A 13,098-nucleotide genomic window follows, 5' to 3' on the forward strand; every position below is an offset into this window, starting at 1 on the left:
CCCACATTTGAATGCATTCCCCTGTGGGAGGGGGCTTGCCCCCGATGAGGCCATCAGCACCACCACCCTAGCCCAAAGTAAAAAGGCCCCTGGATTCTCACCCAGGGGCCTTTTGCATGGCGCCGATAAAGCTTACGCCGCCTTCGCTTCCTGCTGGCTCAACGAGCGGTTCAGCGCACTGAACAGCGCCTTGAAGCTTGCCGTAGTGATGTTTTCATCAATCCCCACGCCATGCACCGGACGCTCGCCATTCACGCGCAATTCGATGTAGGCCGCCGCCTTGGCGTTGGTGCCCGCGCCAATCGCGTGTTCGTTGTAATCCATGATCTCCACACCGATCGGCAAGCCGGCCACCAGCGCTTCCAGCGCGCCATTGCCTTTGCCTTTCCAGTGCAGGTTGGTTTCGCCCTGGCCCTTGCCGGAGACTTCCACTTCCACATAGCTGTTGCCGTTTTCTTCCTGCAGGCGGTGGCTGACCAGCGCATACGGAGTGTTGGCTTGCAGGTATTCACGCAGCAGCAACGCGTAGATCTGCGGTGCGGTCATCTCCAGGCCCACGCGGTCGGTCTCGGCCTGTACCACCTGGCTGAATTCGATCTGCATGCGGCGTGGCAAGCTGATGTCGTATTCCTGTTCCAGCAGGTAGGCGATGCCGCCCTTACCCGACTGGCTGTTCACCCGGATCACTGCCTCGTAGCTGCGACCGATGTCGGCGGGGTCGATCGGCAAGTACGGCACTTCCCACAGTGCATCGTCTTTCTGCTGGGAGAAGCCCTTGCGGATCGCGTCCTGATGCGAGCCGGAGAACGCGGTGTGCACCAGGTCGCCGACATACGGATGACGCGGGTGCACCTGGATCTGGTTGCACTCTTCGACGACTTTGCGCACGCCGTCGATGTCGGAGAAGTCCAGCTGCGGGTCGAGGCCCTGGGTGTACATGTTCAGTGCCACGGTGACCAGGTCGACGTTACCGGTGCGCTCGCCGTTGCCGAACAGGCAGCCTTCGACACGGTCGGCGCCGGCCATCAGGCCCAGTTCGGTGGCGGCCACGCCGGTGCCACGGTCGTTGTGGGTGTGCAGGCTGATGATCACGCTGTCACGGCGGTTGATGTGGCGACCGAACCACTCGATCTGGTCGGCATAGATATTCGGCGTGGCGCATTCAACCGTGGCCGGCAGGTTGAGGATCATCTTGTGCTCGGGCGTCGGGTTCCACACCTCGATCACTGCGTCACAGACTTCCTTGGCAAACTCCAGCTCCGTGGCGCTGAAGGTTTCCGGCGAATATTCGAAGGTCCACTGGGTCTCGGGCTGCTGCGCGGCGTATTTGACGAACAGCTTGGCGGCGTTGACCGCGATGGCCTTGATGCCGTCCTTGTCCTGGTTGAACACAATGCGGCGGAACGACGGCGACGTGGCATTGTACAAATGCACGATGGCCTTTTTGGCGCCGCGCAGGGATTCGAAGGTGCGTGCGATCAAGTCTTCACGGCCCTGGGTCAGCACCTGGATGGTGGTGTCCTCGGGGATGTGGTTGTCTTCGATCAGGGTACGCACGAAATCAAAATCGGTTTGCGATGCGGCCGGGAAGGAGGCTTCGATTTCCTTCACACCAACGGCAACCAGAGTCTTCCAGAAACGCAGCTTTTTCGCCGCGTCCATCGGCTCGATCAGCGACTGGTTGCCATCACGCAGGTCGGAGCTGCACCAGATCGGCGCGCTGGTGATGGTTTTCGAAGGCCAGGTGCGGTCCGGGATATCGATGGTCGGGAACGCGCGGTACTTCGAAGACGGGTCTTTGAGCATGCTCATCGCAAAATCCTTTGTTGGAGGGCCGAGAAGAGGCGGCCTGCCGAATCACTATTATTGGGGACGACGCTTGGGGCGAGGCAGATCGATTCAGCCTGGCAGTCGTGCGCTGACGAGGCACAGACTGCGGTGCTGGCGGCGCTGAATGAGGGTGTGAGAGGTTTTCATAAGCTCAACCCTAACCGCCGGGGTGAAAGATGGCAAGCAGTCGAAAAAAATTGAGATAAGTTCTGCTATTTGTGCAGGAATAGCGATTTTATGGCTGGATAAGCAACTATATCTAAATTTAATTGCGCGACCTTTATCGGGTGCGCAATCGAATGATCAGGGTTGGAAAGCACCGATGAAGATCGCCGGGTCGACCCGCGCATCGTTCAGGCTGACGTTCCAGTGCATATGCGGCCCGGTTGCCCGGCCGGTCGAGCCGACCTTGCCCACGACCGCGCCGCGCGCCAGTTGGTCACCGACGTTCACGTCAATCTTCGACATATGGCAGAACATGCTGATAAAGCCCTGGCCATGGTCGACGAATACGGTGTTGCCGTTGAAGAAGTAGTTGCCGGTCAGGATCACCTTGCCCGCCGCCGGCGTTTTGATCGGCGTGCCCGCGCCCACGGCAAAGTCCAGGCCCGAATGGGGATTGCGCTCCTCGCCATTGAAGAAACGTCTTACCCCAAACTTGCTCGACAGCGGCCCGTTGACCGGCTTGTCCAGCAGCAGATTGCTCGGTGTATTCGGGCTGAAACTGCGGTAGGCCTTGAGCTGCACGGCCAGTTCGCCCTCGATGCGCTTGAGTTGCGCAGGTTCCGGGTTGACCTGGCTCTTGTTCTTCAAGGTGATGCGTTGCTCGGGGTATTTCTTGAAGCCCACCACGAACGGCAGTTGGCGGCCGCCACTGGTGATGCGTTCGGTGCCCGGCTTGACCGTCAACGGGATACCCACAATCGCCAGCCAGGTGTTTTGTTCCTTCACCACCAGCACCGGCCTGTTCAGGTAGGTGGCCTTGGGTGCGGTCGCCGCCGTGCCCAGGTCCACGACAGCGACGCCACCGGGCACCGGCTTGTTCAGCAGGCGGGTGATGTAGCTGTCGGCGTGGGCATTGAAGGTCAGGCAAACGAGCATCAACAAGCTGAGAAAGCGTGGCATCGGTCAATCCAGGAGAGAAAGGGTGACGGGGGTCAGGTGGTTGTCTTCCACACGCACCTGCAGTTGGCCTTCACCGAGGCGTGCGGTCAGGCGCTGGCCGGTGTGGGTTTGCGCGGCGCTGCGAATCGCCTGGCCGCGCTCGTCGAGCAGGATGCTGTAGCCACGGCCCAGGGTGGCCAGCGGGCTGACCACGTGCAGCGTCTGCACCTGGCTTTGCAGTTGCAGGCGCCGCGCCTTGAGGCCTTCGCGCATGGCGCGGGGCAGGCGCTCGGCGAGGCTGTCCAGGCGCTGGCGCAGCAACGCCAGTTGACGCCCCGGATGTTGGCCGGCGAGGCGGGTTTCCAGGCGAATCAGGCGTTCGCGACGGGTATTGAGGCTGCGCTCGAACGCGCGGCGCAGGCGCATGTCCAGGTCATCCAGGCGCTGGGCCTGCTGGCGCAGGCGTTCGCCAGGGTGTCGCAGGCGTCGGGCCATGCCCTCCAGGCGCAAGCGATCATGGCGCAGGCGGTTGTGCATCAACAGCACCAGGCGGCGCTGCAGGTTTTCGACCTGGCGCACCAGGTGACTGGCGTCCGGTGCCAGCAGTTCAGCGGCAGCGGAGGGGGTAGGGGCGCGCACGTCCGCCACGAAGTCGCTGATCGATACATCGGTTTCATGGCCGACCGCGCTGACGATGGGCGTGACGCAGGCGTCCACCGCCCGGGCCACGGCTTCTTCGTTGAAGCACCAGAGGTCTTCCAGCGAGCCGCCGCCACGGGCCAGGATCAGCGCGTCGAAGCCGCGTGCGTCGGCCAGCTTCAGCGCACGCACAATCTGTGCGATGGCTTCGCGGCCCTGTACGGCGGTCGGGATCAAGGTCAATTCAATGTTCGGCGCGCGGCGGCGGAACACGCTGATGATGTCGCGAATCACCGCGCCGGTCGGCGAACTGATAATACCGATGCGCCGAGGATGCGCGGGCAAGGGCACCTTGCGCTCGGCACTGAACAGGCCTTCGGCGCTGAGCTTTTCCTTCAAGGCATCGAAGGCCAGGCGCAACGCGCCATCACCCGCCGGCTCCACGGTGTCGAGGATCAACTGGTAGTCGCCACGGCCCTCGAACAGCGAGACCTTGCCGCGCACCTTCACCGCCAGGCCGTCCTTCAACGCCTGGCGTACCCGCGCGGCGTTGTTGCGAAACAGCGCGCAACGCACCTGGGCGCCGCTGTCCTTGAGGGTGAAATACACGTGGCCCGAAGCCGGGCGGGCGAGGTTGGAGATCTCGCCTTCCACCCAGATATTGGTGAACACGTCTTCCAGCAACACCCGCGCGCGGCCGTTGAGCTGGCTGACAGTCAGGACTTCGCGGTCCAGGCCCAGTCGGGCAAAAGGATCTTTAATCATGGGCGGCAGTTTATAGGCATTCGTGCCAGGTTTGACAGAACTGCTCCACCCGCGTGCGACTTCGCGCTGGCGCAATGCTCACGGATGACTAAAGTGTCGGCATTCTCTTTCAAGGAATCACCCATGAGTCTGCTTGAGCTGATGAGCCAGTGGTCGTTCGGCGCGGTTGAGTGGCTGGTGATCGGCCTCGGTATCGTCGTGGCCTATATCGTTTTCGGTATCGCAGGCTTTGGTACGGCATTGGTGGCAGGGCCTGTGCTCATTCTGTTCATGCCGTTGTCGAAGATCATCCCGCTGTTGGTGTTGCTGGATTTTGTCGCCGCCTTTGGTGGCCTGCTGCAGACACATCGGGATGTCAGCAAGCCGGAATTGCTGCGGCTGCTGCCGTGTATGGCCATCGGTTGCACCTTGGGTGTGGTGTTTTTGCTCAACCTGCATTCCGACGTGTTGCTGCTGTTGATGGGGCTGTTTATCAGTGCCTACGCGGTCTACAGCCTGGCAGTGAAGGCCCGGCCCACGCAGTTGGCGGCGGGTTGGTCGATTCCCATGGGCACGGTCGGCGGCTTGTTTGGCGCGCTGTTCGGCAGTGGCGGCTTTTTATATGCGATCTACCTGAACAGCCGTCAGTCCAAGGAGGCGGCGCGGGCCACGCAAAGTGCGTTGATCAGTTGCAGCACCGTGGTGCGCCTGAGCCTGTTTCTGATTGCCGGGGTGTATGCCGATTTGCCGCTGCTGCTGTTGGCGCTGTGCCTGTTGCCGGCGATGGCGCTGGGCTTGTGGTGCGGGCGCAGGCTGACGATGCGCATGTCCCGCGAGGCGTTTGTGCGGTTGGTGACGTGGTTGGTGCTGGCGAGCGGCATTGCGTTGATTGGGCGGTATTTGAGTACTTGACCTGATTTCTTCAGGGATTAAGCTGCCAGCCTTTAGAGCGCCATCGGGGGCAAGCCCCCTCCCACAGTTGACTGTGTTCACAATTCAAAATGTGGGAGGGGGCTTGCCCCCGATGGCGTCAGCAGCCACACCGCAGGACTCCCATGAATTCCCAAAGCATCCTTGTCCCGAAAATCTCCACCTTGCCCGTCCACGAACCCCGCGCCCGGGCAATCGTGCGCTGGCTGGTGCGCAAGAACATCATCAAGGAGGAACTGACCACCTGCGGGCGCACCGGCAACCGCATGGCCTACGCCCTGGCCGACGGCGCCCGCGCGGTGGTGCTGCACCCGCAAGCGCTGCCGTTCAACGAGCCGGTCAATGGCCTGGAAATCATCTACAAGCGCTGCATCTACACGCCGGCCAAGGGTTTTCTCGAAGAAGCCGGCTGCCCTGAGTGCCTGAAGGAAGTCGGCGAAGCGCTGTTCGAAAGCCTGGAAGACTGGATGCCCGGCCACACCGATAACTTCACCTGCCCGCTGTGCGGGCATGAAGACGACATCAATGGCTTTCTGTTCCTGCAGGAATGCGGGTTTTCCAACCTGGGGTTCATCTTCAACAATTGGGCGGAGGCGGGGTTCAAGCAAAGCTTTATCGATGAGTTTGCCGATTGGCTCGATCAAAAAATGAGTTGGGTCAAAGTCGAACTGTAGGAGCGAGCTTGCTCGCGAAAATCGTCAACGATAACGCGGGTTGCCTGGTTTTACGCGGTGCCCTGGCGTTCTTCGCGAGCAAGCTCGCTCCTGCAGGAAGGCAGCGGGTTTTCTCCATCTATCAGTATTACCAAGTTTGTCAGAGTTTTACATTGAGCCCGACAGGGTGCATGTATATAATGGCGCGCTTCCATTTTCCCGCTCGGGAGCCCCCGCGATGCTGCGTATCAGCCAAGAAGCTCTGACATTCGACGACATTCTCCTAGTGCCCGGTTATTCCGAGGTGCTCCCTAACGAAGTCAGTCTCAAGACCCGCCTAACCCGTGGCATCGAGCTGAATATTCCCCTGGTTTCCGCTGCCATGGACACCGTCACCGAAGCCCGTCTGGCCATCGCCATGGCTCAGGAAGGCGGCATCGGCATCATCCACAAGAACATGACCATCGAGCAGCAAGCTGCCGAAGTGCGCAAGGTCAAGCGTTACGAAGCGGGTGTGGTGAAAGATCCCATCACCATCGAAGCCGACGCCACCGTGCGTGATCTGTTCGAACTGACCCGCCTGCACAACATCTCCGGCGTTCCGGTGCTGCACGATGGCGACCTGGTCGGCATCGTCACTTCCCGTGACGTGCGTTTCGAGAACCGTCTTGAAGTCACCGTCCGCGAAGTGATGACGCCTAAAGAGCGCCTCGTCACCGTCAAGGAAGGCGCCGACAAGAACGATGTGCGCGAACTGCTGCACAAGCACCGCATCGAGCGCGTGCTGATCGTCGACGACAAATTCGCCCTCAAAGGCATGATGACCGTCAACGATATCGAAAAAGCCAAGGCTTACCCGCTGGCCAGCAAGGATGACCAGGGCCGTCTGCGCGTGGGCGCTGCGGTCGGCACCGGTAAAGACACCGGTGACCGCGTTTCGGCGCTGGTCGCCGCCGGGGTTGACGTGGTGGTGGTCGACACCGCTCACGGTCACTCCAAAGGCGTGATCGACCGCGTGCGCTGGGTCAAGCAGAACTTCCCTGACGTCCAGGTGATCGGCGGCAACATCGCCACCGGCGCTGCCGCCAAGGCCCTGGCCGAAGCGGGCGCTGACGCGGTCAAGGTCGGTATCGGCCCTGGCTCGATCTGCACCACGCGTATCGTCGCTGGTGTGGGCGTGCCGCAGATCAGCGCCATCGCCAACGTCGCCGCTGCCCTTGAAGGCACAGGCGTTCCGTTGATCGCCGACGGCGGCATCCGGTTCTCCGGTGACCTGTCCAAGGCCATCGTGGCCGGTGCTTCCTGCGTGATGATGGGCTCGATGTTCGCCGGTACTGAAGAAGCACCGGGCGAGATCGAACTGTTCCAGGGCCGCTCCTACAAGGCTTACCGCGGTATGGGTTCGCTGGGCGCCATGTCCCAGGCGCAAGGTTCTTCCGACCGTTACTTCCAGGACTCCTCGGCAGGCGCCGAGAAGCTCGTCCCGGAAGGCATCGAAGGCCGTGTGCCATACAAAGGCACCCTGAGCGCGATCATCCATCAACTGATGGGCGGCCTGCGTTCCTCGATGGGCTACACCGGCAGCGCCGACATCGAAGAAATGCGCACCAAGCCAGAGTTCGTACGGATCACCGGCGCCGGCATGGCTGAATCCCATGTCCACGACGTGCAGATCACCAAGGAAGCGCCAAACTACCGCGTAGGTTGAGGCTTCCAGCAAAACGTTAAGTAACCGGGGCTGTTCTTTCAGCCCCGAGTTGTTTCTGATTCATTAGACGAGACTGACTTCATGGCCCTCGACATTCACGCCCACCGCATCCTGATCCTCGATTTCGGTTCCCAGTACACCCAACTGATCGCCCGCCGCGTGCGTGAAATCGGCGTGTACTGCGAACTGCACCCGTTCGACATGGATGACGAAGCGATCCGCGAATTCGCACCGAAAGGCGTCATCCTCGCCGGTGGCCCCGAGTCCGTGCACGAAGCCAATAGCCCGCGCTGCCCGCAAGCGGTCTTCGACCTGGGCGTGCCGGTGTTCGGTATCTGCTACGGCATGCAGACCATGGCCGAGCAACTGGGCGGCAAGGTTGAAGGTTCCGAGCTGCGTGAATTCGGGTATGCGCGCGTCGACGTGGTCGGCAAGAGCCGCCTGCTGGACGGTATCGAAGACCACATCGACGCCGACGGCCTGTTCGGCCTCGACGTGTGGATGAGCCACGGTGACAAGGTCACCAAAATGCCGCAGGACTTCCACATCCTGGCCAGCACCCCGAGCTGCCCGATCGCCGGCATGTTCAGCGACGAGCGTCGTTACTACGGCGTGCAGTTCCACCCGGAAGTGACCCACACCAAGCAAGGCGGGCGCATCCTGTCGCGCTTCATCCTCGACATCTGCGAGTGTGAAGCCCTGTGGACCCCGTCGAAAATTGCTGAAGACGCCATCGCCAACGTCCGCGCTCAGGTTGGCACCGACAACGTGTTGCTCGGCCTGTCCGGCGGCGTCGACTCCTCCGTGGTCGCCGCGCTGCTGCACAAAGCCATTGGCGACCAGTTGACCTGCGTCTTCGTCGACAACGGCCTGCTGCGCCTGCACGAAGGCGAGCAAGTGATGGCCATGTTCGCCGAGAACATGGGCGTCAAGGTGATCCGCGCCAACGCCGAGGACCAGTTCCTCAACAACCTGGCGGGCGAAAGCGACCCAGAGAAAAAGCGCAAGATCATCGGCCGTACCTTCATCGACGTCTTCGATGCCCAGTCCAACAAACTGGATAACATCAAGTACCTCGCCCAAGGCACCATCTACCCTGACGTGATCGAGTCGGCCGGCGCCAAGAGCGGCAAGGCCCACGTGATCAAGTCCCACCACAACGTGGGTGGCCTGCCTGAGGAAATGAACCTCAAGCTGGTCGAGCCGCTGCGCGAACTGTTCAAGGACGAAGTCCGCCGTCTGGGCCTGGAACTCGGCCTGCCGTACGACATGGTCTACCGCCACCCATTCCCGGGCCCGGGCCTGGGCGTGCGCATCCTCGGCGAAGTGAAGAAGGAATACGCCGACCTGCTGCGCCGCGCCGATCACATCTTCATCGAAGAACTGCGCAAGGCCGACTGGTACCACAAGGTCAGCCAGGCATTCGTGGTATTCCAGCCGGTGAAATCCGTAGGCGTTGTAGGCGATGGCCGTCGTTACGCGTGGGTCGTTGCACTGCGTGCCGTAGAGACTATCGACTTCATGACGGCGCGTTGGGCGCACCTGCCGTACGAACTGCTGGAAACGGTCAGCGGCCGTATCATCAATGAAATCGAAGGTATTTCGCGCGTTACTTACGACGTGTCGAGCAAGCCGCCGGCGACGATTGAGTGGGAATGATTGGACGTCCGGCATTGCCCGGCACGATCTAGCAAGAAATGCCTTGGAGCCCGCGTAATTGCGGGCTTTTGGCTTTTTGGGTCTGGCAAAATTGCGGCAGCTCTGCGCATCGCCATCCCTTGTGTCCTTTTGCCGATGGATTATCGGCGACCTGTCTCTCGCTCCGTCAACAAACGTCTGCACACGCCCTGGTCGTTATTCACTGTTTATCGCCGCCGGAATGCAGTCGTTTGTCCTCGTAATCATTTGAGGGCAGCGACATCTGCATGGCTCACAGCCACTTTTATCAGGCGCTACGTTCCAAACGGCATTCGCGTAGATGACTGTAAAGATTGCGCGACGCAGGCCGATATCGCTTTTGCGGCGACTCGCGTCCAGCAGGTTTGCTCCGGGTGCGTTATCTCACTTATTTCAGGTAGTGATCTGCAAAATGAAAATAAAAAACAAGCTCGTCCTGGCTTTTGTACTCGTCGCGTTCATCCCCGTAAGTCTGGTGGCCGTGATCTCTGTACTCAATACCCGGTCCGAAGCGGTCAGCCAGTTCATGGATGGCAGCACCCGAGAAATACGCCAGATCGACGGTAATATCCGGCAGTTTTTTGATGGTACGCAGCAAAACGTCGATCAAATGGCTACAGACCCTTTCTACACATCAGTCGCCAGCCTAAAGCACTACGAGGCTGCTGATGCAGCCAGTCAGCCGCTGCCTGCGGCAGCCCGGCAAGTCATCGATGCGTTTGCCCGGTATGGCGCGACGCATCCGGCCGCGGCAATCCTGTCCATTGGCCTGGAAGACGGCAGTTACGCGAAATGGCCGGATGACCCTCAGTTGTCGAAATACGACCCGCGTACGCGCCCGTGGTACAAGGCCGCCATGGCCAGCCCCGGTAAAGCGGTAAGGACCGCGGCGTATTACTACGAAAAGGATGCGGTAGCGCTGGTTGGTAGCGCCAGGGCCATGCTCGATGAAGCAGGCAAGGCCAAGGGCGTGTTTGTGGTAAGCGTATCGCTGACCAACCTCACCGAACTGGTCAAAAGCATCAAGCTCGGTGAAAGCGGCTATGTGATGCTCATCGAAGACGGCACGGTACTGGTCGATCCGCGTGATGCCGGGCACAGCTTCAAGCAGCTCAAGGATCTGGGTGAGCCTTACGCCAAACTGGCCGCCACTGCGCAAGGTTCAACCGAAGTGGAAATCAACGGCGTCCGGTACATGGCAAACGTGTGGACATCGCCGGGTCTGGGCTGGCGTTACGTGGGGTTGATTGAGTACAGCGAAGTCATGGCAGAGGCCACACGCATGACCTACGTGACGGTCGCGATCGTGGCGGTGCTGGTGCTGCTTTTCGCACTGCTGGCGGCGGCTTTCGCCAAGGTTATCGTCAAGCCCATCGGCCAGGTCAGCACCGGGCTGCAGTCGATTGCCGAGGGTGAGGGCGACCTGCGCCGTGATCTTGATGTGCAGGGCAAAGACGAAACCGCCGAGCTGGCAGGCTGGTTCAACAAGTTTCTCGCCGCAATACGCCAGTTGATCCAGAGCATCGGCGCGGCATCGACCAACCTGCAGGATGCTTCGCGTGTGAACAGCGAAGTGGCCACTAACATGAACCAGGCGGCTGGACGCCAGCGTGAGGCGGTGGAGTTGGTGTCCACGGCGTTCAATGAAATGGTCGCCACTGCTAATGAAGTGGCGCGCTCGTGCAGCGCTGCGGCCAATTCCGCCGAGAGTGGTCATCATCGTGTCGCCGAAGGTAAAGAGCAGATTGAGTTGACCACCGACAACGTCAATCGCTTGGGGCGTCGCCTGACCGAGTCTTCACAGGCCATGGTGGAGCTGGAGGAGGGTAGTCGCAGTATCAACCAGATTCTGGGCACCATCCGCGCCATCGCCGAGCAGACCAACTTGCTGGCACTTAACGCGGCAATCGAAGCGGCACGGGCCGGTGACCAGGGGCGAGGGTTTGCGGTGGTCGCGGATGAAGTTCGCGCGCTGGCCAAGCGTACCTCGGATTCCACTGGGGAAATCGATCAGCTGCTCAGCGCGCTCGGTAGCAAGACTCAGGAAGTGTCGCAGAAGATGGAAAGTTGCCTGGAGCTGTCACGCGCCAGCGTTTCCTCCATTGGAAGCGCACGTGAAAGCTTTGAAGGCATCCAGCTGTCGGTGAATGAAATCCGGGATCAGAACCTGCAGATATCCGCCGCCGCCGAAGAGCAACATAGCGTGGCCGAAGACATCAACAAGCATATCCAGCAGATCTACGACGAGGCGCAACTGGTCGAGAGCCTCGCCAGTTCTGCGCAGGAAGACTCGGGTCGGCTTTCGCATCTGTCCAATGAGCTGAACGGGCTGGTAGGGCGCTTCAAGTCGTAAGTACGTGAGGGCGGGAGGCACTGACTAGCGTGCAGCTCTAGATTCGCAGTTGCGCCGGAAGTCGTTTAACCAATGCCAGTCAGTTATCACTGACTGGCATTTTTTTGGATAGAAATCTGCGAAGCAAGAGCCGTCGTTTTCAATAAACGACGTTCCAATTCAGTGCGTGAACGTATCCCGTGCGGCTGACACGCCTGGCCACGGGGAAATCAGTCCCCCCGCATGCCTTAAGACTATCTGACTGATTCAAATACGTTTTTAGCGAAACCTGCGCTGAAAATAACCTGTTACGTACCGTTAATTAACCGTTAACCAACTTATCCTGGGCATTAAGTCATGGGCAGTATCCATATAGCCCGGTGCAACAGAAAATCCGACCGGGCCTGCACGGAGAGTTAAAGACAAAGCGAGGCTATCCATGGCCTCAAAACAATAACAAAAGAATAAATGGCGAGGTACTTACGATGACGATGCATGACATTTGGGAATCAATTGTCGCGTTTTATGAACCGACTCTGGAAATAATGAGCTTGTGGGCCTGGGGCCTTCCTCTGTTCGTCTCAGTGCTTGCGGTGATGTTCATCATCTCGCAAAAGTGGCAGAGCCCCCTGACCCTCCGCTCTCTGGCCAATGCAGCCTTTCCCAAGGAGCAATACGACAACCCCTCATCTCGCGTGGATATGTGGAACGGTATCATCCTGTTGATGCTCGGTTTTCCCCTGGTAGGCGTCTTCGCCGTCAATGGCATCGCCATTGCTGACAATGTCGGCGCTTATATCACCGCTGAGTTCGGCGTCCGAGCCCCGTTGATGACGTCAACCTGGCTGATCATCTCCGTTCAGTTTCTGACCTATTTCCTCAGTGTCGACTTCGTCGGGTACTGGATACATCGCTGGTGCCATACCAACGCACTGATGTGGCATCTTCACAAACCTCACCATACCGCCGAGACACTGACGCCCTGGACGTTATTTCGCCAGCACCCCATCGAGTTCTTTGGCCTCAATATCATCCCGGCGGTGGTCGGCGGGGCCTTCACCGGTCTGGTGCTTTATGCGACGGGCAGCCAAATCCACCCAGGCATGGTGGTTGCCGTTACCACAATGGCCTACATCTGCTTCTTTGTTATCGATGTGTTTTCTCACGTCCATCTGCCGATCTCCTACGGGTGGATGAACCGCATCGTTTTGGCCCCTGTCATGCACAACCTTCACCACAGTATGGAACCCCATCACTGGGACAAGAACAATGCAGTCGTGCTGACACTCTGGGACTGGATGTTCGGAACGCTCTACTTGCCCAAGAAGGGCGAAAGCTGGCGTTGGGGGTGTAACGACGAAGAGTATGGTGACAACAATCCGCACAATACCCTGAAGGGCTTCTATATCGATCCTTTCAAAACCCTCTGGCGTCACGTGAAGGACGGACAAAGCCCGAATCCGTGATGGGTTCGGAGCACT

General features: G+C 59.8%; 10 protein-coding genes and 1 pseudogene. 7 read left to right on the forward strand and 4 right to left on the reverse strand.

Annotated features, from left to right (window positions below; genetic code table 11):
* Positions 1 to 132: 132 nt before the first annotated feature.
* From leuA to xseA, 3 genes are all read right to left on the reverse strand, one after another.
* On the reverse strand, positions 133 to 1,812 hold the full coding sequence (gene leuA / locus BFP89_RS21650; protein ID WP_065887490.1) for a 2-isopropylmalate synthase: 1,680 nt from the start codon (positions 1,810 to 1,812) through the stop codon (positions 133 to 135).
* A gap of 321 nt (positions 1,813 to 2,133) precedes the next feature.
* Entirely contained in the window at positions 2,134 to 2,955 is an 822-nt protein-coding gene (locus BFP89_RS21655) for a M23 family metallopeptidase (protein WP_065887491.1), read from the reverse strand.
* A 3-nt stretch (positions 2,956 to 2,958) separates the two neighbouring features.
* Positions 2,959 to 4,338 (reverse strand): exodeoxyribonuclease VII large subunit, encoded by a 1,380-nt coding sequence (gene xseA / locus BFP89_RS21660; RefSeq protein WP_065887764.1) that lies wholly within the window; start codon positions 4,336 to 4,338, stop codon positions 2,959 to 2,961.
* Between the two features lie 123 nt (positions 4,339 to 4,461).
* On the opposite strand from xseA, the gene BFP89_RS21665 reads away from it, so the two are divergent.
* The 4 genes from BFP89_RS21665 (at position 4,462) to guaA (ending at position 9,267) form a co-directional block, all read left to right on the forward strand.
* A complete protein-coding gene (locus tag BFP89_RS21665) occupies positions 4,462 to 5,229 on the forward strand; it encodes a sulfite exporter TauE/SafE family protein (protein WP_065887492.1) in 768 nt (255 codons plus the stop codon).
* A gap of 143 nt (positions 5,230 to 5,372) precedes the next feature.
* Positions 5,373 to 5,921, forward strand: coding sequence for a sugar ABC transporter ATPase (locus BFP89_RS21670; protein WP_065887493.1), 549 nt, complete (start codon positions 5,373 to 5,375; stop codon positions 5,919 to 5,921).
* A gap of 217 nt (positions 5,922 to 6,138) precedes the next feature.
* The gene (gene guaB, locus BFP89_RS21675; RefSeq protein ID WP_015885726.1) at positions 6,139 to 7,608 is read left to right on the forward strand and encodes an IMP dehydrogenase; all 1,470 of its coding nucleotides are present in this window, start codon (positions 6,139 to 6,141) and stop codon (positions 7,606 to 7,608) included.
* 81 nt (positions 7,609 to 7,689) lie between these two features.
* Positions 7,690 to 9,267, forward strand: a complete 1,578-nt coding sequence (guaA, locus tag BFP89_RS21680; RefSeq protein WP_065887494.1) for a glutamine-hydrolyzing GMP synthase — start codon at positions 7,690 to 7,692, stop codon at positions 9,265 to 9,267.
* A 406-nt stretch (positions 9,268 to 9,673) separates the two neighbouring features.
* On the opposite strand, the gene BFP89_RS29440 is transcribed toward guaA, so the two are convergent.
* Positions 9,674 to 9,883 (reverse strand): hypothetical protein, encoded by a 210-nt coding sequence (locus tag BFP89_RS29440; RefSeq protein WP_256097373.1) that lies wholly within the window; start codon positions 9,881 to 9,883, stop codon positions 9,674 to 9,676.
* 12 nt (positions 9,884 to 9,895) lie between these two features.
* Here BFP89_RS29440 and BFP89_RS29785 point away from each other — a divergent pair.
* From BFP89_RS29785 to BFP89_RS21690, 3 genes and pseudogenes are all read left to right on the forward strand, one after another.
* A pseudogene (locus BFP89_RS29785) lies at positions 9,896 to 10,783 on the forward strand (cache domain-containing protein); the annotation flags it as partial.
* An 87-nt stretch (positions 10,784 to 10,870) separates the two neighbouring features.
* Positions 10,871 to 11,638 carry a methyl-accepting chemotaxis protein gene (locus BFP89_RS29790; RefSeq protein ID WP_370671230.1) on the forward strand — a complete coding sequence of 256 codons (768 nt, stop codon included), beginning with the start codon at positions 10,871 to 10,873 and terminating at the stop codon, positions 11,636 to 11,638.
* Positions 11,639 to 12,102: 464 nt separating this feature from the next.
* Positions 12,103 to 13,083 (forward strand): sterol desaturase family protein, encoded by a 981-nt coding sequence (locus BFP89_RS21690; RefSeq protein WP_141689124.1) that lies wholly within the window; start codon positions 12,103 to 12,105, stop codon positions 13,081 to 13,083.
* Positions 13,084 to 13,098 lie beyond the last annotated feature (15 nt).

The organism is Pseudomonas sp. 31 R 17 (assembly GCF_900004915.1).
In the GTDB taxonomy this organism is placed as follows: domain Bacteria; phylum Pseudomonadota; class Gammaproteobacteria; order Pseudomonadales; family Pseudomonadaceae; genus Aquipseudomonas; species Aquipseudomonas orientalis_A.